This is a genomic window from Paraburkholderia acidipaludis NBRC 101816 (assembly GCF_000684975.1).
In the GTDB taxonomy this organism is placed as follows: Bacteria; Pseudomonadota; Gammaproteobacteria; order Burkholderiales; family Burkholderiaceae; genus Paraburkholderia; species Paraburkholderia acidipaludis.
The window spans coordinates 94,295-119,840 of sequence record NZ_BAXZ01000009.1 but is presented as its reverse complement, the minus strand read 5'-3'; the positions used below and the strand labels follow the sequence as shown (position 1 = coordinate 119,840).

20 protein-coding genes are annotated in these 25,546 nt (G+C 65.8%); 4 read left to right on the top strand and 16 right to left on the bottom strand.

Annotation, left to right across the window (positions count from 1 at the left end; all coding sequences use genetic code 11):
• Positions 1-86 precede the first annotated feature (86 nt).
• From BAC01S_RS12420 to BAC01S_RS12400, 5 genes are all read right to left on the bottom strand, one after another.
• A complete protein-coding gene (locus BAC01S_RS12420) occupies positions 87-1,412 on the bottom strand; it encodes an Nramp family divalent metal transporter (protein ID WP_027795058.1) in 1,326 nt (441 codons plus the stop codon).
• A 79-nt stretch (positions 1,413-1,491) separates the two neighbouring features.
• The gene (locus BAC01S_RS31140) at positions 1,492-3,042 is read right to left on the bottom strand and encodes an efflux transporter outer membrane subunit (RefSeq protein ID WP_084168561.1); all 1,551 of its coding nucleotides are present in this window, start codon (positions 3,040-3,042) and stop codon (positions 1,492-1,494) included.
• Between the two features lie 14 nt (positions 3,043-3,056).
• Complete coding sequence (locus BAC01S_RS12410; RefSeq protein WP_027795057.1) at positions 3,057-6,242, bottom strand: efflux RND transporter permease subunit; 3,186 nt, start codon at positions 6,240-6,242, stop codon at positions 3,057-3,059.
• Between the two features lie 90 nt (positions 6,243-6,332).
• Complete coding sequence (locus BAC01S_RS12405; RefSeq protein ID WP_027795056.1) at positions 6,333-7,574, bottom strand: efflux RND transporter periplasmic adaptor subunit; 1,242 nt, start codon at positions 7,572-7,574, stop codon at positions 6,333-6,335.
• A 32-nt stretch (positions 7,575-7,606) separates the two neighbouring features.
• Positions 7,607-8,518 carry an alpha/beta hydrolase gene (locus BAC01S_RS12400; protein WP_027795055.1) on the bottom strand — a complete coding sequence of 304 codons (912 nt, stop codon included), beginning with the start codon at positions 8,516-8,518 and terminating at the stop codon, positions 7,607-7,609.
• A 187-nt stretch (positions 8,519-8,705) separates the two neighbouring features.
• On the opposite strand from BAC01S_RS12400, the gene BAC01S_RS12395 reads away from it, so the two are divergent.
• Both BAC01S_RS12395 and BAC01S_RS12390 read left to right on the top strand, forming a co-directional pair.
• Positions 8,706-9,710 (top strand): LysR family transcriptional regulator, encoded by a 1,005-nt coding sequence (locus tag BAC01S_RS12395; RefSeq protein ID WP_027795054.1) that lies wholly within the window; start codon positions 8,706-8,708, stop codon positions 9,708-9,710.
• 154 nt (positions 9,711-9,864) lie between these two features.
• A complete protein-coding gene (locus BAC01S_RS12390; RefSeq protein WP_027795053.1) occupies positions 9,865-10,077 on the top strand; it encodes a hypothetical protein in 213 nt (70 codons plus the stop codon).
• A 27-nt stretch (positions 10,078-10,104) separates the two neighbouring features.
• On the opposite strand, the gene BAC01S_RS12385 is transcribed toward BAC01S_RS12390, so the two are convergent.
• The 5 genes from BAC01S_RS12385 to pdxR form a co-directional block, all read right to left on the bottom strand.
• Complete coding sequence (locus tag BAC01S_RS12385; RefSeq protein ID WP_027795052.1) at positions 10,105-11,025, bottom strand: cation diffusion facilitator family transporter; 921 nt, start codon at positions 11,023-11,025, stop codon at positions 10,105-10,107.
• Positions 11,022-12,113 (bottom strand): selenide, water dikinase SelD, encoded by a 1,092-nt coding sequence (gene selD, locus BAC01S_RS12380; RefSeq protein WP_027795051.1) that lies wholly within the window; start codon positions 12,111-12,113, stop codon positions 11,022-11,024. Before selD ends, BAC01S_RS12385 begins: the two co-directional genes overlap by 4 nt.
• 71 nt (positions 12,114-12,184) lie before the next feature.
• Complete coding sequence (locus BAC01S_RS12375; RefSeq protein ID WP_027795050.1) at positions 12,185-12,979, bottom strand: alpha/beta fold hydrolase; 795 nt, start codon at positions 12,977-12,979, stop codon at positions 12,185-12,187.
• Entirely contained in the window at positions 12,976-14,013 is a 1,038-nt protein-coding gene (locus tag BAC01S_RS12370; protein ID WP_043202057.1) for a M14 family zinc carboxypeptidase, read from the bottom strand. The genes BAC01S_RS12375 and BAC01S_RS12370 overlap by 4 nt, the downstream gene beginning before the upstream one ends.
• Before the next feature lie 200 nt (positions 14,014-14,213).
• Complete coding sequence (pdxR, locus tag BAC01S_RS12365) at positions 14,214-15,857, bottom strand: MocR-like pyridoxine biosynthesis transcription factor PdxR (RefSeq protein ID WP_027795048.1); 1,644 nt, start codon at positions 15,855-15,857, stop codon at positions 14,214-14,216.
• A gap of 158 nt (positions 15,858-16,015) precedes the next feature.
• Between pdxR and BAC01S_RS12360 the strand changes: the two genes are divergently transcribed.
• Positions 16,016-17,299 carry a 4-aminobutyrate--2-oxoglutarate transaminase gene (locus tag BAC01S_RS12360; RefSeq protein ID WP_027795047.1) on the top strand — a complete coding sequence of 428 codons (1,284 nt, stop codon included), beginning with the start codon at positions 16,016-16,018 and terminating at the stop codon, positions 17,297-17,299.
• 27 nt (positions 17,300-17,326) lie between these two features.
• Positions 17,327-18,778, top strand: a complete 1,452-nt coding sequence (gabD, locus tag BAC01S_RS12355) for an NADP-dependent succinate-semialdehyde dehydrogenase (protein ID WP_027795046.1) — start codon at positions 17,327-17,329, stop codon at positions 18,776-18,778.
• Positions 18,779-18,875: 97 nt separating this feature from the next.
• Here gabD and BAC01S_RS12350 read toward each other — a convergent pair whose 3' ends face one another.
• From BAC01S_RS12350 to cyoA, 6 genes are all read right to left on the bottom strand, one after another.
• Positions 18,876-19,457: a hypothetical protein gene (locus tag BAC01S_RS12350; protein ID WP_027795045.1), complete on the bottom strand. Its 582-nt coding sequence runs from the start codon at positions 19,455-19,457 to the stop codon at positions 18,876-18,878.
• Positions 19,458-19,800: 343 nt separating this feature from the next.
• Complete coding sequence (gene pcaF, locus BAC01S_RS12345) at positions 19,801-21,003, bottom strand: 3-oxoadipyl-CoA thiolase (protein ID WP_027795044.1); 1,203 nt, start codon at positions 21,001-21,003, stop codon at positions 19,801-19,803.
• Positions 21,004-21,253: 250 nt separating this feature from the next.
• On the bottom strand, positions 21,254-21,598 hold the full coding sequence (gene cyoD, locus BAC01S_RS12340; RefSeq protein WP_027795043.1) for a cytochrome o ubiquinol oxidase subunit IV: 345 nt from the start codon (positions 21,596-21,598) through the stop codon (positions 21,254-21,256).
• A complete protein-coding gene (gene cyoC / locus BAC01S_RS12335) occupies positions 21,599-22,210 on the bottom strand; it encodes a cytochrome o ubiquinol oxidase subunit III (RefSeq protein ID WP_027795042.1) in 612 nt (203 codons plus the stop codon).
• Positions 22,210-24,219, bottom strand: a complete 2,010-nt coding sequence (cyoB, locus tag BAC01S_RS12330; protein ID WP_027795041.1) for a cytochrome o ubiquinol oxidase subunit I — start codon at positions 24,217-24,219, stop codon at positions 22,210-22,212. The genes cyoC and cyoB overlap by 1 nt, the downstream gene beginning before the upstream one ends.
• Positions 24,220-24,222: 3 nt before the next feature.
• On the bottom strand, positions 24,223-25,119 hold the full coding sequence (gene cyoA, locus BAC01S_RS12325) for a ubiquinol oxidase subunit II (RefSeq protein ID WP_043202053.1): 897 nt from the start codon (positions 25,117-25,119) through the stop codon (positions 24,223-24,225).
• Positions 25,120-25,546 lie beyond the last annotated feature (427 nt).

Below are 25,546 nucleotides of genomic sequence, written 5' to 3'. Positions count from 1 at the left end.
CACTCCGCTGGACGGCAAAGCGCTTTTCCTTGCGCCGTGCGTTTCCTTCCTGCCTGTTTCACTCCCGCCGCCTCAGTTCCCCCACCTCAGTTCCCGCCGAACGTCTGCCAGACGAGCCACAGGTTCGCGGCCGTGATCACGACGAAGAGCGTCCACGCCAGCATGCGCGTGGGCAGGCGGTTGGCAAACGCGCCCATCAGCGCGCGGTCGTCGGTCATGCGGATGAGCGGCCAGAGCGCGAACGGCAGTTGCAGGCTCAGCACCACCTGGCTTGCGACGAGCAGCTTGCCCACCGCCCCGTTGCCGAGCAGCGCCACGCCCGCGAACGCCGGGATCAGCGCGAGCACGCGCGTGATGAGCCGGCGCTGGTAGCACGGAATCTTCATCTGCAGGAAGCCTTCCATGATGACCTGCCCGGCCACCGTGCCCGTGAACGTCGAGCTCTGGCCCGAGGCGAGCAGCGTGACCGCGAAGAGCACCGCCGCCGCGCCCGTGCCGACGACAGGCGCCAGCAGTTTGTAGGCGTCTTCGATCTCGGTCACCTGGTTGTGGCCCGTGGCGTTGAACGCGGCCGCGGCGAGAATCAGGATGGCCGCGTTGATGAGCAATGCGATGACGAGCGAAACAACGGTGTCGAGACGCGAAAGGCCGATGGCCTGCGCGATGCTGGCTTCGTCGCGCTTCACGGCGCGCGTCTGCACGATCGACGAATGCAGATAGAGATTGTGCGGCATGACCGTGGCGCCGAGAATGCCGATCGCCAGATAGAGCGGCTCCTGCGTCGAGATCGCCTGCCACGACGGCACCACGCCCGCGAACACCGAGGGCCAGTGCGGCTTCACCAGCGCGAGCTCGACCACGTAGCCAAGGCCGATCGTCGCGATGAGCCCCGCCATGATCGCTTCGAGCGTGCGGAAGTTCTTGCCCTTCAAGCCGAGCACGATGAGCGTGTCGAACGCGGTGAGCGCCACGCCCGCCATCAGCGAGCAGCCCAGCAGCAAATGAAACGCGAGCGCCCCGCCCAGCACTTCGGCGAGATCGCACGCGATGATCGAAAGCTCCGCGAGCACCCACTGCCCCATCGCGACGGGCTTCGAATAGCGCGTGCGGGAAAGCTCGGCCAGATCGCGCCCGGTGACGATGCCAAGCCGCATGGAGAGGCACTGCAGGGCGATGGCCGCGAGGCTCGACAGCACGACGACGAACAGCAGGCTGTAACCGTAGCGCGAGCCGGCCTCGATGTCGGTGGCCCAGTTGCCGGGATCCATGTAGCCGATGGAAACCAGCAGCCCGGGGCCCGCGAACTGCCAGAACTTCTTCCAGAATGGCGCGGCCGACGAAATGTCGACGCTGCCCTGCACTTCCGACGGGCAAAACGGCGCCGTCGCGGTGGTGGGTAGGCGGAACTCCAACGGTTCGATCCTCGAGGAAAGGAAGCCGCGCGGCGTCATGCCGCGCGATCGGTCCCTCAAGTGTACAAGCGCTTGCGCCCTAGCGTGACGCCAGCGGCGCGGCAGGCGGCGCCCCGCCGTCGCGCTTCGGATCGTCGGCCTTGATGTCGCCCCAGCCGCCGCCCAGCGCGCGGATCAGGTTGACGGTCGCCACCGCCTGGTCGCCTTGCAGGTGGCTCGCCTGCAGTTGCGCGACCAGCACCGAACGCTCGCTGTCGATCACGTTCAGATAGCTCACCTCACCTTCTTCGTACTGCGTCTTCGAGAGATGCGCCGAACGTTCGGAGGCGTTCACGGCCTCGTCCTGCTCGCGGATCTGGTCGCCGAGCAGGCGCAGGTCGGAGAGGTTGTCCTCCACTTCGCGGAACGCCACGAGCACCTGCTGGCGATACTGCGCGACATCCTCGTCGTACTTTCCGCGCGCCTGCGCAAGATTGGCCTTGCGGCGCCCGCCGTCGAAGAGCGGCAGCGTGAGCGCCGTGCCGGCGAACGGTCCCAGCAGGAACGCGCGGCTCGACCACATGAACAGGTCGCCGAGCGTCGCCGACTCGTAGCCGAACTGGCCGGTGATATCGAGCTTCGGAAAGAACGCCGACTTCGCGAGCCCGACACGCGCGTTGGCGGCGGCCATCGAACGCTCCGCGGCGGCGATGTCGGGACGGCGCTCGAGCAGCGTCGAAGGCAGGCCCGGCGGCACCTGCACGTTCACGGGCGCAAGCGGTGTTTCCGGGAACGTGAAGTCCGCCGGCGCCTTGCCCAGCAGAATCGCGAGGCTATGCTCCGAAGCGGCGCGCTGACGCGCAACACCCACGGCGTCCGCGCGTGCGCTCGCCAGTTCGTTGCGCGCCTGCGCAACGTCGAGCTCGCTGATGTCGCCTTCCTTGAAGCGCCGCTGGACGAGCGCGAGCGCGTCCTCGCGCAGCGAAACCGTGCGGCGGTATAGATCGGTGTCCGAATCGAACTGGCGCAACTGGAAGTAGTTCTGCGCGACGTCGGCCTGCAGCGACAGCTGCACCGAAAGGAACAGCGCCTCGCTCTGCTGCGCGTCCGCCCGCGCGGCATCGACGTTCGAGCTCACGCGGCCGAACAGGTCCGCCTCGTACGAGACCGTGCCCTGCGCGCGCCAGAGCGTCTGCGCGGGCACGTCGGCGTTCTGCGGCAAATATTGCGAAGCCGGCGAAAGGCGTTCGTAGGTCGGCCCGAAGCCCGCATCGATCGACGGGAACCACGAAGCCCGTGCCGCCTGCGTCACCGCGCGCGCCTGCTGCACGCGTGCCGCCGCGGCCTTGAGATCCTGGTTCGCGGCCTGCGCCTGTGCTTCCAGGGCGTTCAGCGTGGGATCGTCGAACACGGTCCACCACTGGCCGCGGTGCGCGCCATCGGCGGGTTGCGCGGGTGTCCACGTGCCCACGTCGTGCGGGCCCGCGGGGGGCTGCTGCGCTTCCTTGAACGCCGCCGGCACGGCGGCGTCGGGTACGTGATAAGGCGGCTCGACCGAGCACGCCGCGAGCCACGCGAAGAGCGCCACGCCCGCCGCAAGACGTGTGCGGCGCAGCCATGTCGCGCCGCCTGAATGCGAGTAATTCGTCATGTTTTTCTTCTCCCTCAAGCGTCGACCGTCGGCAGCGCCGTGCGCGCGCTGTCCTTCTGCGCGACATGAATCTTGCCGCCCGCAATCGTTCGCAGCACGACATAGAACACCGGTGTAAGCAGCAGGCCGAACGCGGTCACGCCGAGCATCCCGAAGAACACCGCGATACCCATCGCATGCCGCATCTCCGAACCCGCGCCTGTCGAAAGCACGAGCGGCACGACGCCCATGATGAAGGCGATCGACGTCATCAGGATCGGCCGCAGACGCAGGCGGCTCGCCTCGATGGCGGCCGAGAGCGGCGAGTGGCCGTCGTGCTCCAGCTCGCGTGCGAATTCCACGATCAGGATGGCGTTCTTCGAAGCAAGGCCCACCAGCACCATCAGGCCGATCTGCGTGAAGATGTTGTTGTCGCCCTGGGTGAGCCACACGCCGGTCAGCGCGCACAGCACGCTCATCGGCACGATCAGGATCACCGCGAGCGGCAGCGTGAGGCTCTCGTAGAGCGCGGCCAGCACGAGGAACACGAGCAGCACGCTGATCGGAAACACCCAGATGCCCGAATTGCCCGCGAGAATCTGCTGGTACGTGAGGTCGGTCCATTCGAACTTCACGCCGCGCGGCAGCACCTCGGCCGCGATGCGCTCCGCCGCCGCCTGCGCCTGGCCCGACGAGTAGCCGGGCGCCGGGCCGCCGTTGATGTCGGCGGCGGTGTAGCCGTTGTAGCGCACGACCATTTCGGGGCCATACGTCGGCGTCACCGTCACGAGCGACGAGAGCGGCACCATCTCGCCCGCGGCGTTGCGCGTCTTCAGTTGCAGAATGTCGTCGGCGGTCTGGCGGAACGGCGCGTCCGCCTGCACGCGCACCTGGTACACGCGGCCGAAGCGGTTGAAGTCGTTCACGTACAGCGAGCCCAGATAGATCTGCATCGTGTCGAACACGTCCGTTACCGAAACACCCAGTTGCTTCGCCTTCGTGCGGTCCAGATCGACGTTGAGCTGCGGCACGTTGATCTGGTAGCTCGAGAACGTCGGGCCGAGTTCCGGCGTCGTCGCGGCGCGCTTGATGAAGTCCTGGGTCGCGCGGTTGAGCGCTTCATAGCCCACGGCGCCGTGGTCCTCCAGCTGCATCTTGAAGCCGCCCAGCGTGCCGAGACCAAGCACCGGCGGCGGCGGGAATACCGCTATGAAGGAGTCCTTGATCTGCGCGTACTGCTGGTTCAGCGCGCCCGCAATCGCCCCAGCCGAGAGCGCCTGACCATGACGTTCCTTGAACGGCTTGAGCGTGACGAACACGATGCCCGCGCTCGAACTGTTCGTGAAGCCGTTCACCGAAAGCCCCGGGAACGCGACGGCGCTCTCGACGCCGGGCTGCTTGAGCGCGATGGCGCTCATGTCGCGAATCACGTTTTCGGTGCGATCGAGCGACGCCCCGTTCGGCAGTTGCGCGAATGCGATCAAATACTCCTTGTCCTGCGCGGGCACGAAGCCTCCGGGCACGATGCGCGCCATCAGCACGGTCGCGCCGATCAGCACGACATAGACCATCAGCATCGCGCCCTTGTGGCGCAGCACGCCGTTCACGCCGCGCCCGTATTCCTCCGAGCCGCGATGGAACACCTTGTTGAAACCCCGGAAGAAACCGCCCAACACGCGATTCATCCCGCGCGTGAGCCAGTCTTCCTTCGCACCGTGGCCGCGCAGCAGCAGCGCGGAAAGCGCGGGCGAAAGCGTGAGCGAGTTGAACGCCGAGATCACCGTGGATATGGCGATGGTCATCGCGAACTGCTTGTAGAACTGACCGGTGAGACCGCTCATGAACGCGAGCGGCACGAACACGGCAACGAGCGTGAGCGCAATGGCGATGATCGGGCCGCTCACCTCCTGCATGGCCTTGTAGGTGGCGTCGCGCGCCGACAGCCCTCTTTCGATGTTGCGCTCGACGTTCTCCACCACGACGATCGCATCGTCCACCACGATCCCGATGGCGAGCACCATGCCGAACAGCGAGAGCGCGTTGATCGAGAAGCCGAACGCGAGCAGCAGCGAAAACGTCCCGATGATCGACACCGGCACGGCGACGAGCGGAATGATCGATGCGCGCCACGTTTGCAGGAACACGATCACGACGATCACCACGAGCGCGATCGCCTCGAGCAGCGTGTGCACGACCGCCTCGATACTCGCGCGCACGAACTGCGTGGGATCGTAGACGATGCGGTAGTCCACGCCCGCCGGCATGTCCTCCTTGAGCTCCTTCATGGCCGCGCGCACCTGGTCCGAGATCGCGAGCGAGTTCGCACCCGGCGCCTGGTTGATTGCGAGCGCGACGGCAGGCTTGTTGTCGAGCAGCGAGCGCAGCCCGTACTCGGAGGCCGCGAGCTCGATGCGCGCGATATCGCGCAGATACGTGACGCCGCCGTCCGGATTCGTCTTCACGATGATGTTGCCGAACTCGCTCTCCGTGTGCAGACGGCCCTGCGCGTTGACGTTCAGCTGCAGCGGCGTGCCCGGCACGCTCGGCGAGGCGCCGATCACACCGGCCGCCACCTGCACGTTCTGCTCGCGAATGGCATTGACCACATCCTGCGCGGTGAGATTGCGCTGCGCCACCTTCTGCGGATCGAGCCAGATACGCATGGCGTAGTCGCCCGAGCCCCACAGCTGCACCTCGCCCACGCCCTGGATATTCGCGAGCCGATCCTTCACGTTCAGGAGCGCGTAGTTGCGCAGGTAGGTCATGTCGTACTGGTTGTTCGGCGAAATCAGGTGCACGACCATCGTGAGCGTGGGCGAGCTCTTGATCGTCGTGATGCCCAGACGCTGGACATCTTCCGGCAGGCGCGGCAACGCCTGATTCACGCGGTTCTGCACGAGCTGCGTGGCCTTGTCCGGATCGGTGCCGAGACGGAACGTGACCGTGAGCGTGAGATTGCCGTCGCTGTTCGCCTGCGACTGCATGTAAAGCATGTTCTCGACGCCGTTGATCTGCTCTTCGAGCGGCGCCGCCACGGTTTCGGCGATCACCTTCGGGTTCGCGCCCGGATACTGGGCGTGCACCACCACCGAAGGCGGCACAACCTCGGGATACTCGGAGATCGGCAGCTGGAACAGGGCGATCACCCCGGCCAGCAGGATCAGCACGGACAGTACGCCCGCGAAGATCGGCCGGTCGATGAAAAATTTCGATATGTTCATGGGTCGCTCTTCAATTGACGCTTAGTAGCACTAAATGGCGTGCGGGGACGGGCAGACTGCGCCGGCAAGCGCGCCCCCCGCCGCCCGGCGTCAGGAGGTCTTGTCGTGCTTCGTGCCGGCCTGCGATTGCAGCGTTTCGCCAGCCGCGGACGCACCTTGCGGCGCGGCGGCCAGCGCATCGCCGTTCATCGGCACCATATGCGCGCTCACCACCTCGCCCGGACGCACGCGCTGCGTGCCGTTCACCACCACGCGCTCGCCCTGCTGCAGGCCGCCCGCGATCTCGCGCAGGTTGCCTTGCAGGCCGCCCAGCTGCACCGGGCGGTACGTCACGTGATTGTCGCGATCCAGCACGTAGACGAACTTCTTGTCCTGGTCGGTTCCGATTGCGGCGTCGTCCACGAGCAGCGCCGGGTGCGGGGCGCTCCCGCTCACCTTCACCCGCGCGTAGAGGCCCGGCACGAGCGCACCATCCGCATTGTCGAACCGCGCACGCACGCGAATCGTGCCCGAGGACGTGTCGAGGCGGTTGTCCACCGACTCGATCGTGCCCTGGCGCGAATAGCCGCTTTCGTTCGCGAGGCCCAGATCCACCGGCACCTTCGAGCCGTCCTTCATGTGGCTGATGTAGTCCAGATAGGTCTGCTCGTCGGCATCGAACTCGGCGTAGATCGGCGAGACCGACACCAGCGTCGTGAGCGGCGGCGCGTCCGCGCCGGCCGACACCACGTTGCCCACGGTGATTTCCGCCCGCGACACGCGGCCCGCCACCGGCGCCACGACGCGCGTGTAGCCCAGGTTGATCTGCGCGGCTTCGAGCGCCGCCTGCGCGGCCTTCACGTTCGCGCTCGCCTCGCGCGCGTCGTTCTGCTTCTGGTCGTAGTCGCGTTTGGCGATCGCATTGTCGCCAATGAGGCGCTGCGCGCGCTCCCAGTCGCTCTGCGCGTAGCCGCTGCGCGCCTGGGCCGCGGCCAGCTGCGCGGCGGCCTGATCGACGGCGGCCTGGTACGGGCGCGGATCGATCACGAAGAGCGTGTCGCCCTTCTTGACGAGCGCGCCGTCACGAAAGTCGACCGAAACGATCGTGCCGGAAACCTGCGGGCGGACGTCGACCTTCTCGACAGCGGCGAGGCGCCCCGAGTAGACCTGCCAGTCGGTGACGTTGCGCTGGACCACGGCGGCGACGTCCACCTCGGGCGCGGGCGGCGCCTCGGCCGCAACGGCCGGATGCGCGTCGAGCCGCATGGCGACGCCGGTACCGAGCCCAGCGACCGCGACGACGGCTAACGCCGCCATCGCGATACGCGTACGGGAATGCGAGTTCTGTGACATGTCGGGCTCCAAAGTGAGTGAATCAATGTTCGTTATCGTTGTGCACTGGCCTCAAAGCAGCACTTGAAGAAACGCACGGCTTCGCCCAGCGCGGCGGGATACGTTGCGATCTGCGCGTGCGACACGCTGGGGTAGCGCACGACCTGCGTGCGCACGCCCGCGTCGATCAACCGGCTCGCGTATTTTTCCGCCTCGATGTGCAGCACGTCGTTCTGGGCCGTGATGATGAGCGTGGGCGGCAGCCCCGCGAGCCGCGACGATTCGAGCGGCGCCGCGTACGGGTGCATGCGCTGCGAGGCCTCGGGCAGATAGGCCCGATAGCACGCGGCGCACTCGCCCGCCGTGATGTCCGAGCCAAGCCGCCGCTCGTCGCCGAGCCGCGTGAGGCTCGGGTCGAGCATCGGCGCGAACAGCGCCTGCGCGACGAGTCGCACGTCGCCGCGATCGCGCCCGATAAACGCGAGCACGTTCGCGATCTGGCCGCCCGCGTCGTGACCCGCCGTGATCACGCGCTTCGCGTTGCCGCCGAACGCCCGGGCGCGCGTGACGATCCACAGCGCGGCGCGATGCGCATCTTCCGGCGCGGCGGGAAAGGGAAACTGCGGCGCGAGCGAGTAGTCCACCGACACCACCAGCGCGGGCAATTGCGCCGCCAGGTAGCGCGCGGCTTCGTCGGCATCGTCGAGCGTGCCGCGCACGAAACCGCCGCCGTGAAAATAGAGCAGGACCGGCAGGCCGTGTGCGCCATCGGGCCGGTACAGGCGCAAGCCGATCTGCTGCGCGTAGCCTTCGATCGTGACGTCCGTCGCGAGGAGTGCGCGCGTGCCATCGGCGGTGACAGCCGAAGCCGGCATGGCGGGCGCCAGCGGCAGACCGCTGTGCACGCCGTCGGCCGTGTCGTCGGCCGCGACCCCAAACGTCGGCGTTGGCTTGAAAGCATCCATGTCGAAATGGCGCAATGCGCGATAGTGATTCGAATGGTGCGAATTGTGGGTTCGGCAGACTTTCAAATAAATGCCTATAATCCGGCAACACAATTCGGCGCACCTGAACAATCTGTCTCTTCTTTTTGCGCGCGGTGCGGTTTTGCCCGTGGCGCGCGGTGCAGCCGAACTCTTTCGGAGAGTGGCAATGGACCGCCTTCAGGCCATGCAGGTGTTCACCCGTGTCGTCGACACCAACAGCTTCACGCGCGCTGCCGAAACGCTCAACATGCCGCGCGCCTCGGTCACGACGATCATCCAGAATCTCGAAGCGTTTCTCGGCGTGCGGCTCATGCATCGCACCACGCGCCGCCTTTCGCTCACGCCGGACGGCGCCGCGTATTACGAGCGCTGCGTGCGCATCATCGCCGACGTAGAGGAGACCGAACAAACCTTCCAGAACGGCAACCGCAAGCCGCACGGCAAGCTGCGCATCGACATGCCGGGCTCGATCGGGCGCCTGATCGTGATCCCGTCGCTGTGCGAATTTCACACGCGCTACCCGGATATCGATCTGCAACTGGGGCTTTCCGACCGCCCCGTGGATCTGCTGCAGGAAGGCGTGGACTGCGTGGTGCGCGTGGGCGCATTGCAGGATTCGTCACTCGTGGCGCGGCGCATCGGCCTTTTCGAGGGCGTCTCGTGCGCGTCGCCCGGCTACCTCGAGCGGCACGGCATTCCGCACACGCTCGAAGACCTGGAAGGCCACCGCGCGGTGAACTACTTCTCGAGCCGCACGGGGCGCGTGATCGACTGGGCGTTTCTCGTCGACGGCAAGGAAGTGGAGGTCAAGCTCAAGAGCATGGTGTCGGTCAACGACGCGGATGCGTACGTCACCTGCGGCGTCGAGGGCTTCGGCCTGATCCAGCCCGCGCGCTACCAGGTGCTGCCGTACCTGAAGTCGGGCGAGCTCGTGGAGGTGCTGCCCGGCTTCAAGCCGCTGCCCATGCCGATCTCGGCCGTCTATCCGCACAGCCGCCATCTGTCGCCGAAAGTGCGCGTATTCGTGGACTGGATTGCCGAGGTGTTCGACCGCTGCCCGCTCCTCTCCGGCCGCGCGTCGCTCGACAAGGCCTGCACCATGCGCACGCCCGAGGACCGCGAATCGGCGCCGAGCCACGAAACGCCGGTGGTTTCGGAGTGGGTCGTCTAGCGCCTTTGGCAGACCTGCGGCGATTGTTCCGGATTTTCGACAATTCATTTCGCGTTCGTGCCGTTTATCGCCGCGGCGCGCTTGATTACATTAGCTCCTGTCGCCGCAGCCGGTGTTTTCACCCGGCCCGCGGCCCTCGCTACAGGAGCCAATCATGAAACGCACTCTCGCAACCGCCTCGGTCGTTGCACTGGCCGCGAGCGCGCCCGCCTTCGCCGAAGACATCGGCACGGCGGAAACGTGGCGCACGGCGCACGTTGCTCAGGATAACGAATCGATCAAGCGCGTGACCGTGAAGGCGGTGCAATCGTCGGAGCTGGACTACTGGAATACGACAACGGCAGTCTGGACGCCGTTCCGGCACTGAAGCGCAAACGGCAGACGCGCGGCGCGCTCAGGACCGCCGGTCCTCGCGATCCTCGAAGTCCGGCTCGAAGAACACCCAGCGCACTTCGGGAAAGCGCGCCTGCAGATCCGCCTCGATCACGTTGATCGCTTCGACCATCGCGCGGCTCTGCGCGTAATCGATCATTTCGGCCTGCACGGCCACGACGACCTCTTTGCCCCATTGCAGGGTAATCAGGTTGATGATGCTGCGTATCTCGGGCCGCCCGCGCAGGAACGCCTCGATCTCGCGCCGCCTTTCCGGGCTCGCCGATTCGCCGACGATCATCGACTTCACCTCGCGCGCGACGAACCACGCGATGAGCATGAGCAGCACGCCCACGCCGATCGAGCCGCACGCGTCCCACACGGGGTTGCCGGTGATCACCGTGAGCAGCACCGCGGCGAAGGCAATGGCGAGGCCCGCGAGCGCCGCAATGTCCTCGCCCGCCACGACGAGCAGGTCCGAATCGCGCGTCTCGCGCGCCCAGCGCCACAGCGATTTCGTGGGTGCGCCCGTGCGGATCTCGCGCAGCGCGCCGTAGAGCGAAAGCGCCTCCAGCACCACGGAAATGCCGAGCACGGCGAGCGCCACAAACACGTACTGCAGGGGCTCGCGCACGATCAGCCGATGGATGCCTTCATACACGGAAAATGCGCCGCCCACGAAAAACAGCAGCAGCGCGACGAGCAGCGAATAGAAGTTGATCGCGCGGCCCGAGCCCATCGGGTGGAGCGGCGAAGGCGGCCTGCGCGACTGCCGCAGGCCCAGGAGCAACAGCAGTTGATTGCCGCAGTCGGCGGTGGAGTGGATCGCCTCCGCGAACATCGAGCCCGATCCGGTGAACGCCGCCGCCGCGTACTTGAAAACCGCGATACCGACATTCGCCGCGAGCGCATAGAAAATCGCTTTCGGCGACTCCGCACTCATACGATCTCGACGCGGGCCGCGCTCGCGCCCGGCTCGCCGCTTGTTTCATCGCTCATTTCACCTATCACGCGCGCCTCGGCAAAACCGTCTGCCTGCATGATCGCGAGCACTTCGTCCACGCAGTCGGGCGCGCACGAGATCAGCAGGCCGCCCGAGGTCTGCGGGTCGGTCAGCAGCGCCTGCGCGACGACCGGCAGGCCGGCGCCCAGCATCACGCTCTCGCCATACGACGCCCAGTTGCGGCCCGAAGCGCCCGTGAACACGCCCTCGGCCGCGAGCGTCTCGACGCCGGGCAGGAACGGCAGGTCGGCATAGCGCACGCGCGCGGTCAGCCCGGCGCCGCGCGCGATCTCCAGCGTATGGCCGAGCAGGCCGAAGCCGGTCACGTCGGTCATCGCGTGAACGCCGTCGAGCGCGGCGAGCTGCGCGCCCGGCGTGTTCAGCTTCGTCGCGGCGGCGACCATGGCCTGATAGCCCGCTGCGTCGAGCCGGTCCTTCTTGAGCGCCGCCGAAAGCACGCCCACGCCTAGCGGCTTGCCGAGCACGAGCAGATCGCCCGCGCGCGCCGACGCATTGCGCTTCACGCGGTCCGGGTGCACCACGCCGATCGCCGCGAGGCCGTAGATAGGCTCGACCGAGTCGATCGAGTGACCGCCCGCGACCGGAATGCCGGCGGCGGCGCAAACGTCCTCGCCGCCGCGCAGCACCTGAGCGATCACGTCATGCGGCAGCACGTTGATCGGCATGCCCACGAGCGCGAGCGCGAGGATCGGCTTGCCGCCCATTGCATAGACGTCCGAAAGAGCATTCGTGGCGGCGATGCGGCCGAAGTCGTAGGGATCGTCGACGATCGGCATGAAGAAGTCGGTGGTCGCGACGATAGCCTGCTCGTCGTTGAGCTTGTAGACGGCCGCGTCGTCCGCCGTTTCGGTGCCGACCAGCAGGTTCGGAAAAGCGGCCGTAAGCGGCGTGCTGCGCGCGAGCAGCGCGGAGAGCACACCCGGCGCGATCTTGCAGCCGCAGCCGCCGCCATGCGAGAGGCTCGTGAGGCGCGGCGCGGCGCCGGTTTGGGAGGTGCTTGCGTTCATAGGCGGAAATCGTTCGCGATGAGGCTGAGTGAGGCTGAATGAGGCAGCGGAAGGCTGGATAACGCGCCCTATTATGAGCCAACGGATCGCGATGCGCCCATCGCGGCGCCTGGCAACCCTTCCTCCTCCAGCGCGAGCAGCGCCGCCACGAGCCATTGCGGGTCGTCATGCGGCAAGTCGTGCCCGGCCCATGGATGCGCCGCGTGCGGCGCATGCCATGCGCGTGCGAGCCGCGCCGAGCACACGGGATTCACGAGACGATCGCCCCGTGCCGACACCACGAGCACAGAGCAGTTCGGCACGCCTCGCGCCGCATAGCGCGCGGCGGCCCACAACTGGCGCAATGCGTTCGCGCGGCTAACCGGTGTGCCGGCACGGATCGCGCGCCATGCATCCAGATCCGCAGCGAGCGTATCGCGACGCTCGCAGGTACGCGCGTGGATCAGCGCTTCGGCCGGCCCCGCAGCATCGCGCCAGGCGAGCGCCGCCCGCATGAGCGACGGCCACGCGGCCGGCCGCAGACGCTCGTAGAAGCGGCTGTATGGCCGCATGCTCGTGTTCACGAGCACGAGCCGTTCGATTTCGCCGGGATAGCGCAGCGCCCAGGCCGTCGCAACCATGCCGCCCAGCGACATCGCCAGCACGCGGTACGGCGCCCGCCCACCGCACCGCTCGATCTCGGCACGCACCGCGTCGACGAACGCCTCCACCCGCGCAGGCGAGCGCATCTGCGCCGCGGCGCCGTTGCCCGGCAGGTCGATGGGCAGCACGCGGCCCGTCGCCGCTTCGAGCATCGGCACAAACGCGCCCCAGTGACGCGACTCGCGCGTGAGACCGCGCAGCAGGATCCAGGGGCCCGCGCTCATGCGCCCGGCTGCCGGTACCAATGCCCGATCGCGTTTTGCAGCAGCTGTTGGCGCTGCGCGCCCTGGGGCAGCCAGCACCGCGCGGAGTACGCGGCGCGCGTGAGAAACTCGAACAGGTTCGCATGACGACGCAGTACGCGCGCGGTGCGATGCTGCATCACGGGATTGAACATGCCCTGGCGCGAGAAAATCTGGCGCGGATTCTTCTTGATCCACAGCCACGAACCGAGTTCGAGCGTGAGCGGCAGAAACACGTTCTGCGAGGGCGCGCGATCGTAGGCGCAGTCCCAGAGATCGCCGTGCAGCAGATACTGGTGGCTCTGCGGTTCGAAGGTATAGCCGTGATGCGGATGCGCGCGCTCGAACATCGTCTTGAGCATGTACATCTCCGGCAGATGGCGCATGAGCTTGCGCGTGCGCGCGTACGGAAACCAGATGCTGTCGTTCCAGCCATAGCCCGAATGACAATCGAGCGCGAAGCTGAGCGTGCGCGACGCCAGCTCTTCGTCCACGATCTTCAGGAGCGCCGCCGCTTCCACTTCCATCGGCGCGCCGCGCCGGCCGCGATACCATGGCAGCCACGAGCCCACCCGCTGGCCGCCCGCGAGAAACGGCACGCGCTCGTCGGCGTCCTGCGGCGCGTTGCGCATCAGGTCCACGCCGTTCGGATTCGCGCGCGTGGCGAGCCACATGCCGCCCGGATTCAGGATGGGCACCATCACGAGCCGTATCGATTCGAGCTGCTGCATGAGCAGCTCGTCCCACGCCAGCCGCCCCACGAGCGCGCGCATGTAGTCGAGCACGAGTTGCGAGCCGATCCGCTCCAGCCCATGTATGCCGCCGAAAAAGCCGATGGCGGGCGCGCAAGGATCGTTCGATCCAATGCTCGCGGCGTAGAGCTCGAACGAGCGGCCGCGCACTTCCACCTCTCCCGCGCTGCGGATCGAGAGCCAGCGGCTGCCCGCATCGAGGATCGCCTTGAGATCCTCGTACTCGGCAAAGCTGTCGGGCAGAAAGCTCAGGGCCTGGCGCATCGATGCACTCGGTGGGCGATGATGGAAGGGTTGTCGAAAGGAACCGCGGCGGCACGCACGCCGCCCACAATATAGCGCCTTGGGGGTGCCTTGCGCATGACAGATCCGCGGCGTCACGCAGTCGTCACATAACGTCAGCATTCCTTCGCATGACGACAGGCTTCGGGCGATGCGCCGCGTGCGCGGACTTCAAACGAAACTCAGGCAAAGAGCGGCAGCGTCGCGTCGATCGCCTCGCCGAGCGTGTCGAACGCCGGGGCGATCTCCTCGTCGGGCACGCAGGCATAGCCGATCAGCAAACCCGACGCGGCGCGGGCGCGCGCTGCGTAATAGCCCGACAAAGGCCGCACGACGATGTTGCGTGCGAGCGCAGCTTCCGCCACGGCGCGGTCGTCGCAGCCCTCGGGCAATTGCATGACCACGTGCAGGCCGGCGTCGCCGCCCATCGCGGGCAGCGCCTCGCCGTAGCGGCTCGCGGCGGCGTCCAGCAGCGCCTGGCGGCGCTGCCCATAGAGCCCGCGCATCTTGCGGATGTGCGACGTGAAGTGCCCCTCCGCGATGAACTCGGCCAGCACCGCCTGCTGCAACAGTTGGCCCTCGCGATAAAGCTCCGCGCTCGCGGTCGCGAAGCTTTCCGCCAGCCCCTCCGGCGCGACCAGATACCCCACGCGCAAGCCCGGAAACAACGTCTTGCCGAAGCTCCCCACGTAGATCACCTGCCCCGCCGTGTCGAGGCCCTGCAGCGACGCGAGCGGGCGGCTGCCATAGCGGAACTCGCTGTCGTAGTCGTCCTCGATGATCCAGCACTGGTGCTGGCGCGCGTATTCGAGCAGCATGCGGCGGCGCGCGAGGCTCATCACCATGCCGAGCGGGTACTGGTGCGAGGGCGTCACGAGGATCAGCTTCGGCGGCACGGCGAAGTCCTCGGCCGACGGGTTGATGCCTTCGCCATCCACGGCGATCGGGCGCGGGTTCAGCCCCGAAACCTGCAGCACGCTGCGCAGGCCCCAGTAGCAGGGATCCTCGGTCCAGATCACGTCGCCGGAATCGGTGAGCAGGCGCACGGCCAGGTCGACCGACTGATGAATGCCGGTCGTGATGATGATCTGCTCCGGCGAGCACCGCACGGAGCGCGCCGTGCGCAGATAGTCGGCCAGCACATGGCGCAGCAGCGCGAGCCCGCCGCCCGGCGCATAGGTGAGCAGATCGGGGCGCAGGCTGCGCCAGTACTTGTTGTGCAGACGTGTCCAGACGCGCGACGGGAAGCGCGAGACATCGGGCACGCCCGGCATGAACGCGCCGCCCTGGCGCTTCGAGACGCCCGCGCCCGCGATCAGCCGCGCGCCGCGCGCGGAGAGCGCCCGTACCGCTTCGCGCGAGGCATGCGTAGCGCCTGGCGTAGCGGGCGCGCTTAAGGACGCGGCCGTGCCGGCAGCGGGCGCCGCCGTTCGCTCGGCAGCCGGCGGAGCGATGCGCGGCGCGGCCTGCGTGAGACCAGGCAGGCCGCCCGCAATCGCACGCCTTGTTTGATCCAGCCCCAATGAGCCGGGCTCGTTCGCCCCGACGATCTCGTCCGGCGACGTGTCGGCCACGTAAGTCCCGCGCCCGGTCGTCGAGATCACATAACCTTCCAGCACGAGCTGCTCATAGACCTGGGTGACGGTGTTGCGCGCAATGGCCAGTTCCGCCGCCAGCAGCCGCGACGAAGGCACGCGCGCCCCGGCCGGCAGTTCGCGCGAGAGGATAGCCTGCTGCAGCAGCCGGTGAAGCTGCCGGTACACCGGCTGAGTGCTCCCGCGGTCGAGCCGCTGGGCCAGCCAGTCGGACAGGACGCTCGCTCGCATCGAATTGGCTCCTGATAATTTCATTGAATGGCTCTGAAACTTGGAGCCAAATGTCAGTATAGTCGCTTCATCGGCTGCCCTGTTGCCCGTTTCCGGCTCGACGGCGGCCTGAATACCCGCCACCGATACCCCAAAATCGTCTGCCAAGGAGATGAACCGTGAAGAACGCTGAACTGGTAAGCCGCAAGGACGCCGCCACCCCGCGCGGCGTGGGCGTGATGTGCAACTTCTACGCCGCGCGCGCGGAGAACGCGGAACTGTGGGATGTGGAAGGCCGCCGCTTCATCGACTTCGCGGCCGGCATTGCCGTGTGCAACACGGGCCACCGCCATCCGAAGATCGTCGCGGCGATCAAGGAACAGCTCGACCGCTTCACGCACACCGCCTACCAGATCGTGCCTTACGAGTCGTACGTCTCGCTGGCCGAGAAGGTCGCGAAGCGCGCGCCGGGCCACTTCGCCAAAAAGGCCGCCTTCTTCACGACCGGCGCCGAAGCCGTCGAAAACGCCGTCAAGATCGCGCGCGCCTCCACCGGCCGTCCGGGTGTGATCGCCTTCGCGGGCGGCTTCCATGGCCGCACGATGATGGGCATGGCGCTCACGGGCAAGGTCGCCCCGTACAAGCTGAACTTCGGCCCGTTCCCGGCCGACGTCTACCACGCCCCGTACCCGAACTCGGTCCACGGCATCACGACCGCCGACTCGCTGAAGGCGATCGAAACGCTGTTCAAGGCCGACATCGATCCGAAGCGCGTGGCCGCGATCATCTTCGAGCCGGTCCAGGGCGAAGGCGGCTTCTACCAGGCACCCGCCGACTTCGTGCGCGGCCTGCGCCAGATCTGCGACACGCACGGCATCCTCTTGATCGCCGACGAAGTGCAGACGGGCTTCGCGCGCACCGGCAAGCTGTTCGCGATGGAACACTACGACGTCACGCCCGACCTCATGACGATCGCCAAGAGCCTGGCAGGCGGCATGCCGCTGTCGGGCGTGGTCGGCCGCGCGGAAGTCATGGACGCGGCCGCGCCCGGCGGCCTCGGCGGCACGTATGCGGGCAACCCGCTGGCCGTCGCTTCGGCGCACGCGGTGCTCGACATCATCGACGAAGAAAAGCTCTGCGAGCGCGCCACGAGGCTGGGCGACAAGCTCAAGGCCAGGCTCGACGCGATGAAGGCCGACGTGCCGCAGATCGCGGACGTGCGCGGCCCGGGCGCGATGAACGCCGTCGAGTTCTGCAAGCCGGGCTCGAACGAGCCGGACGCCGACTTCACGAAGCGCGTGCAGACGGCGGCGCTCGAGCGCGGTCTGCTGCTGCTCGTGTGCGGCGTGTACTCGAACGTCGTGCGCTTCCTGTTCCCGCTGACGATCCAGGACAACGTGTTCGACGAAGCCCTCGCCATCCTCGAAGAGTCGGTCAAGGAAGCGGTCGGCGTTACCGCCTGATCATCGCAAGCTGCCTGGAGTTCAACCATGAACCTGAAAGACGCATCGCTGCTGCAAAACAAGGCCTTCCTCGCCGGTGAATGGCAGGGGGCCGAAGACGGCGCCACGTTCGACGTGACGAATCCCGCCACCGGCGCACTGATCGGCACGGTGCCGAAGATGGGCGCAGCCGAAACGCGCCGCGCCATCGCGGCCGCCAACGCAGCATGGCCGGCATGGCGCGCGAAAACCGCCAAGGAGCGTGCCGCGATCCTGCGCAAGTGGCACGACCTGATGCTGGAACACGCGGACGACCTCGCGCTGATCCTCACGACCGAACAGGGCAAGCCGCTCGCCGAAGCAAAGGGCGAAATCGGCTACGCCGCCTCGTTCCTCGAATGGTTCGCCGAAGAAGGCAAGCGCATTTACGGCGACACGATCCCCACGGTCGCGAACGACCGCCGCATCGTCGTCACGAAAGAGCCGGTGGGTGTCTGCGCCGCCATCACGCCGTGGAACTTCCCGGCCGCGATGATCACGCGCAAGGTAGGCCCGGCGCTCGCCGCGGGCTGCCCGATCGTCGTGAAGCCGGCCGAAGCGACGCCGTTCTCGGCGCTGGCAATGGCCGTGCTCGCGCAGCGTGCGGGCGTGCCGGCCGGCGTGTTCAGCGTCGTGACCGGCGACCCGAAGTCCATCGGCGGCGAAATGACGAGCAACGCCACCGTGCGCAAGCTCTCGTTTACGGGCTCGACGCCCGTTGGCCGCCTGCTGATGGGCCAGTGCGCGCCGACCGTCAAGAAGGTCTCGCTGGAACTGGGCGGCAACGCGCCGTTCATCGTGTTCGAAGATGCCGATCTCGACGCGGCCGTCGCGGGCGCGATCGCTTCGAAGTACCGCAACAGCGGCCAGACCTGCGTCTGCACGAATCGCTTCTACGTGCACGACAAGGTGTACGACGCTTTCGCCGCGAAGCTGCGCAACGCCGTCGAGCAGTTGAAGGTCGGCCTCGGCACCGAGCCGGGCGTGACGCAAGGCCCGCTCATCAACGAAGCGGCCGTGCTGAAGGTGGAATCGCACATCGAAGACGCGCTCGCGAAGGGCGCGCAGGTCGCGACGGGCGGCAAGCGCCACGCGCTCGGACACGGCTTCTTCGAGCCGACCGTCCTCACGGGCGTAACGCCCGCGATGAAGGTCGCGCGCGACGAAACGTTCGGCCCGCTCGCCCCCCTGTTCCGCTTCTCGTCGGACGAAGAAGTGATCAGGATGGCGAACGATACCGAATTCGGTCTCGCGGCGTACTTCTATAGCCGCGACATCGGCCGCGTATGGCGTGTGGCCGAAGCGCTCGAGTACGGCATGGTGGGGATCAACACCGGCCTGATCTCGAACGAAGTCGCGCCGTTCGGCGGCGTGAAGCAGTCGGGCCTCGGCCGCGAAGGCTCGCACTATGGCGTAGACGACTACGTGGTCGTGAAGTACATGTGCATGGGCGGTCTGTAAAGCATAGCGGGCTCCCGCCTCGCATGAAAAAGCGCCGGGGTGCAGCGATCGACTCGCTGCACCCCGGCGCTTTCATTTGCCGCGCGGGAAACCGCGCTTATTGCGTCGCGCCGACCGGCGTAACCTGCGTCGCGTAAGCGGACACGAACACGGCGTGGATCGTGTCGCCAACCTTCAGCGACTTGAGGTCGATGTCAGGCGTGGCATCCAGCGTCACGGTCTGATAGGCGCCGCGCAGCGTCACCTTGCGCTTCTTCACATCGATGTGCTGAACCGTGGCCTGCACCTCGACCTGGCGCGCCGTGCTGTAACCCGACGACGCCGGGATATAAACGCTCGTATCGACGCGCTTGCGAATCCCCTTGTCCTTGCCCGTGACCTTGTCGGCCGTGACGAGCAGCGCATTCTTGTAGAGCACGTCGACGGTATCGCCGACATTTAGCTGATCGAAGTTTCCGACCTGCGGCCCGATGCCGATATCCACTTCGTTGCCGCGCGGACCGCGCAGCGTCACCACGCGCGCCGTACGGTCGATGCCGACGATCTGTGCCTGGACATGAACCGGCTCGGCGTTGGCGACCACGGCCTGCGCAGCGCTTGCGAGCGCGTCTTGCGCGATAGCCGGTTGCACGGCCGCCATGCCGAGAACCAAGGCTGCACCAAACGTTGCTGCTTTCATCATCCGCGTTCTCCTCATCAAGTTAGCCTGAAATGCCGCTGCAATCGACGGTGCAGCGTAGGTGCACCGAAGTGCGGACGATTCTACGCGAGCGTTAAAAAAAGCTGACCGTTAGTGGGCCGGAATACTTTCACGTTATCCACCATGGATCAAGGTAAGTGAATTCCTCGCATCTGGTGTTCACAAATTCGATACGAATTCGGTAATTGTTTTGCATCTCGAAATGCTTCGCGACGGAGTCGGCCGCAGCACGTTCGCGCACGGGAAACAAAAACGCCGCGAATCATTCGATTCGCGGCGTCTGTGAATCTGGCCCTGCAGGATCAGGCGAGCAGGGCGGCAATCAGAGTCGTTCGATCGCCATCGCAATGCCCTGTCCCACGCCGATGCACATCGTGCACAGTGCGTAGCGGCCTTGCGTGCGCTGCAACTGGTACATCGCCGTCGTGACGAGACGCGCGCCGCTCATGCCGAGCGGGTGACCGAGCGCGATCGCGCCGCCATTGGGATTCACGCGAGGATCGTCGTCCGCTACGCCGAGCATGCGCAACACGGCCAGCCCCTGCGACGCGAACGCCTCGTTCAGCTCGATCACGTCGAACTGGTCGATCGTCATGTTCAGGCGCGCGAGCAGTTTTTGCGTTGCGGGCGCCGGACCGATGCCCATCACGCGCGGCGCAACGCCTGCCGTGGCAATGCCGAGTACGCGCGCGCGCGGCGTCAAGCCGTAGCGCTTCGCGTTCTCCTCGTTGGCGAGCAGCAGCGCACAGGCGCCGTCGTTGACGCCGGAGGCGTTGCCGGCCGTCACCGAACCGTCCGGGCGCACCACGCCCTTGAGCTTCGCGAGCGCTTCGAGGCTCGTCTCACGCGGATGCTCGTCGCGCGAAACGACGATCGGATCGCCCTTCTTCTGCGCGATGGTGACCGCGACGATCTCCTGCGCGAGCGTGCCGTCGGCCTGGGCGCGTGCCGCCTTCTGCTGGCTGCGCAGGGCGAAGGCGTCCTGATCGGCACGGCTCACGTTGTAGTCGACCGCAACGTTTTCGCCCGTTTCCGGCATCGAATCGACGCCGTACAGCTGTTTCATCAGCGGGTTCACGAAGCGCCAGCCGATCGTCGTATCGTAGATCGCGGCGTCACGCGAAAAGGCGCTCGCGGCCTTGCCCATGACGAAGGGCGCACGGCTCATGCTCTCGACCCCGCCCGCCACCATCAGCCCGGTCTCGCCCGACTTGAGCGCGCGCGCGGCGATGCCGACCGCATCCATTCCCGAACCGCACAGGCGGTTGACGGTCGACCCCGGCACGGCCTGCGGCAACCCTGCGAGCAGCAGCGACATGCGCGCCACATTGCGGTTGTCCTCGCCGGCCTGATTGGCGCAACCGTAGATCACGTCGTCAACCGCCGACCAGTCGACTTCCTTGTTGCGCTCCATCAGGGCCTTGAGCGGCACGGCGCCGAGGTCGTCGGCACGGACCTGCGCGAGAGCGCCGGCATAGCGCCCGATGGGGGTGCGAATCGCGTCGCACAGAAAAGCTTCCGTCATGAACGTCTCCAGTTTGACGGACTGCGCGGACGAAACCCAACTTCGAGCGCGCCGGTCCAGATGCATTTTGTTCTATATACGAACCATTGGTCGTTTATCGAACAATTGCCATGCATGATAGGCGGCGTGCGCAAACGGTGTCAAGCACAAGGCCTCGCACCGGAAACAAAACGGCCGCACAGACTGAGAGTCTATGCGGCCGGTCGATACCCGGGCAAGCCACGCACTGCCCCCCCCGAAAGGGGTGGGATCAGCGCGACATCATGTTCAGGCTGACGTTATGCATCACCCAGATCGTGCCGAAAATGAGGAAAGCGGCGGCGAGCACGGTATAAGCGAGCGACAGCACGTTCCAGCCCTGCCCCGCCGACGCGTTCAGGTGCAGGAAGAACACGAGGTGGACAACCACCTGCACGAACGCCAGCACGGCCAGCACGATGATCGCCGTAGTGGGATCCAGCGCACCGTGCAACACGATGCCGAACGCGCCCGCCGTAAGGATTACGGAAAGAACGAAGCCTGTGAGATAGCTGCTGAATGTGCCATGAGCGGTGCCATGGGCGGCACCGCCGGCGGCCGAGGAAGAATGAGCCATTTAGAGCACGCTCCCGAGATAGACAAAAGTAAACACGCAGATCCAAACGACGTCGAGGAAGTGCCAGAAGAGGCTCAGGCAGGTCAGCCCGCGAATTTCCTTTTCGCCGAGTTCCGGCTTGCGAAGCACGTGGATCATCATCACGACCATCCAGACGAGGCCGAAGAACACGTGCAGCCCATGGGTGCTGACCAGCGTGAAGAACGAGGACAGGAATGCACTGCGCTGCGGGCCGGCACCGTCCGCGATCAGGTGCGAGAACTCGCGCAACTCGAACGCGAGGAAGGTCACACCCAGTATGAACGTGACGGCGAGCCAGCCAAGCACGACACCGCGCTTGCCCTGGTGAGCGCCCAGCATCGCGAAGCCGTACGTGATGCTGGAAAGCAGCAGCACCGCCGTCTCGATCGCGACACCGGGAATATCGAACAGGTCCTTGCCCGTAGGCCCGCCCGCGTACTGGTGCCCCAGCACGCCGAAGGTAGCGAACAGCGCCGCGAACAGCACGCAGTCCGTCATCAGGTACACCCAGAACCCGAATACCGAGTTCGAAGGCGGATGATCGTGATGATCGAGTTCGGCAAGCGTTGCCGCGTTGGTTTTCTGTAACATCAGTAAGCCTCCTCAGCGACCATTTCGCGACGATTCACCGCGGCAGCGGCGCCATGGCGTCGCTCCTCGATCTCGCGAACCTTTGCCGCCGGAATGTAGTAGCCGTCGTTATCGCCGAAGCTGCGAATGGCGATGGTCAGCACCACCGCCGCGAACGCGAGCACGCCGAGCCAGGTGATGTGCCACACGCCGGCAAAGCCGAGCACGAGGCTGAACATGCCGACGAAGAAACCCGCCGCGGTGTTGGACGGCATATGGATATCGCTGTATTTGTCCGCAAGGCCGAGGCCCTGGCCCGACTCCTTCATGTGCGCGAACGCGTCGATATCGCTAACCTGCGGGATGACCGCGAAGTTATAGACCGGCGGCGGCGACGAGGTCGACCACTCCAGCGTCCGGCCGTCCCACGGGTCGCCCGTGACGTCCTGCCATTCGGCCTTGTTGCGGTTCACGAACGCCATCACCCACTGCAGCACCTGGAACACCACGCCGAGCGCGATGATCGCGGCGCCGATCGCGGCCACGATCAGCCACGACTGCCAGTCGGGGTTGTCGTAGTGGTTGGTCCGGCGCGTCATGCCCATGAAGCCGAGCACGTAAATGGGCACGAACGCCACGTAGAAACCGACGAACCAGCACCAGAACGAGGCCTTGCCGAGCTTTTCGCTGGGCTTGATGCCGAACACTTTCGGGAACCAGTAGTGAACTCCCGCGAGGTAGCCGAACACCACGCCGCCGATGATTGCGTTATGGAAGTGCGCAACGAGGAAGAGCGAGTTGTGCAGCACGAAATCCGCGCCCGGAATCGCCATCATCACGCCCGTCATGCCGCCGATCGAGAACGTCACCATGAAGCCGATCGTCCAGAGCACCGGCGCCGTGAAATGCACGCGGCCGCGATACATCGTGAACAGCCAGTTGAAGATCTTCACGCCCGTGGGGATCGCAATGACCATGGTCATAATGCCGAAGAACGCGTTGACGTCGGCGCCCGACCCCATCGTGAAGAAGTGGTGCGCCCACACGAGGAACGCGAGAACCATGATCACGCACGTGGCATAGACCATCGTCTTGTAGCCGAACAGCGGCTTCTTCGAGAACGTGGCCATGACCTCCGAATAGATGCCGAACGCGGGCAGCACGAGGATGTACACCTCGGGGTGGCCCCAGGCCCAGATCAGGTTCAGATACAGCATCGGGTTGCCGCCGGCATCGTTCGAGAAGAAGTGCATGCCGAGGTAGCGGTCGAGGCCGAGCAGCGCGACCGCGATGGCGAGGATCGGGAACGTGGCCATGATGAGCACGTTCGAGCAAAGCGCCGTCCACGTGAACACGGGCATCTTCATGAGGCTCATGCCCGGCGCGCGCATCTTGATGATCGTGACGAAGAAGTTGACGCCGGTGATCAGCGTGCCCACGCCCGAAAGCTGCAGCGCCCAGATGTAGTAGTCCACCCCCACGCCCGGGCTGTATTGCAGCTCGGAGAGCGGCGGATAGGCGAGCCAGCCCACCTGCGCGAACTCGCCGATCACGAGCGACAGGTTGATCAGAATCGCGCTGATCGCCGTCATCCAGAACGACAGCGAGTTCAGGAACGGGAACGCCACGTCGCGCGCGCCGATCTGCAGCGGCACGACGAGGTTGAAGAGGCCGACCATGAGCGCCATCGCCATGAAGAAGATCATGATGACGCCGTGCGCCGTGAAGATCTGGTCGTAATGATGCGGCGGCAGGTAGCCCGGCCCGTTGAAGGCGATGGCCTGCTGGATGCGCATCATCACGGCGTCGGCGAAGCCGCGCACCAGCATGAGCACGGCCACGATGATATACATCAGGCCAATGCGCTTGTGGTCGACGCTCGTGAGCCACTCGCTCCAGAGGTACTTCCACTTCCCCGTCACGGTCACGAGACCGAGCACCGCGACGACGATCAGCGCCATGAACGCCGCGGCGCCCATGATGATCGGCTGATCGAACGGAATCGCGTCTAATGTGAGTTTGCCGAACATGCGTTACCCCTTCGTACCGCAGGCAGCGTCACTGAAGTCCGTGACGTGGCCGTTGTTGTACTTCGCAATGATGTTGTTGAAGAGCCTCGGGTCGACCGTCGAGAAGTACTGCACGGGCGCCTTCTCGCCGGGCTGCGCGACTGCGGCGTACTGGTCCATGCCGAGCGAGCCGGCCGAGGCCTTGACCTTCCTGACCCATGCGTCGAAGTCGCCCCGGCTCGTCGCGAGCGTGCGGAACTTCATGTCCGAGAAGCCGCGGCCGCTGTAGTTGGCCGAAAGGCCCTCGAAGTTGCCAGGTTCATCTGCAATCAGGTGCAGGCGCGTCTGCATGCCCGCCATCGCGTAAACCTGGGTGCCCAGCTGCGGGATGAAGAACGAGTTCATCACCGAATCCGACGTGATGCGGAAATTGACCGGCGTGCCCACCGGCACGGCCAGCTGGTTCACCGTGGCGATGCCGAGATCCGGATAGATGAAGAGCCACTTCCAGTCGAGCGCGACGACTTCGACGTTGATGGGCTTCACATTCGACTCGAGCGGCTTGTACGGGTCGAGCTCGTGCGAGGTCCGCCACGTGAGGACGCCGAGGAAGAGAATGATCACGGCGGGAATGGCCCAGACCACGACCTCGATGGCCGTGGAGTGCGCCCACTTCGGCGCATAGACGGCATGGCGGTTCGACGCGCGGTAGCGCCATGCGAACAGCAGCGTAAGGATGATCACGGGCACCACCACCAGCAGCATGGCGCCCGTGGCCGTGGCGATGAGCGATTTTTCGGCCACGCCCACGCTGCCCTTGGGGTCGAGCAGCGGGAAGTTGCCGCTGCACCCCGAAAGCGTTGCGGCCAGCCCGCTGCCGAGGGGGATGAGCCACCTTTTGAAGGCCTTTCTGTCTGTCATGTTTGCCCGTCTTTCCGTTAAACGATTTTTGGACGCTTTAACGCATTTACATCGCAAGAAATCGCGAGAAATGCACCCGTATCGTGCTCGGCAAAATTCTACGGAAAGATATTCGAATCTAATTTGATCTCGATTCGCTAAATCTCGCTCAAACTGGCGCGGCGGATGGACGCATTATGCTTTCTAAAATCTTTCACCCCAGCTATGAGAACGCGCCGCGGCTCGTTCCAGGCTGCCGGCGAGGCTGACGCGAAAGCGTCGACCTATCCTTTTATTCACCACTCGACGTTTCCCGGCACGCCATTAATTCGAATCGGCATTCACTGCCGAGCGAAAGCATATTTATAAAATCAAGCCAATATCCGCGCGCACACCCTTGGACCCAAAGCAAGGCAGATGCAAAATCAAAAATAAAGAGATAAACAAT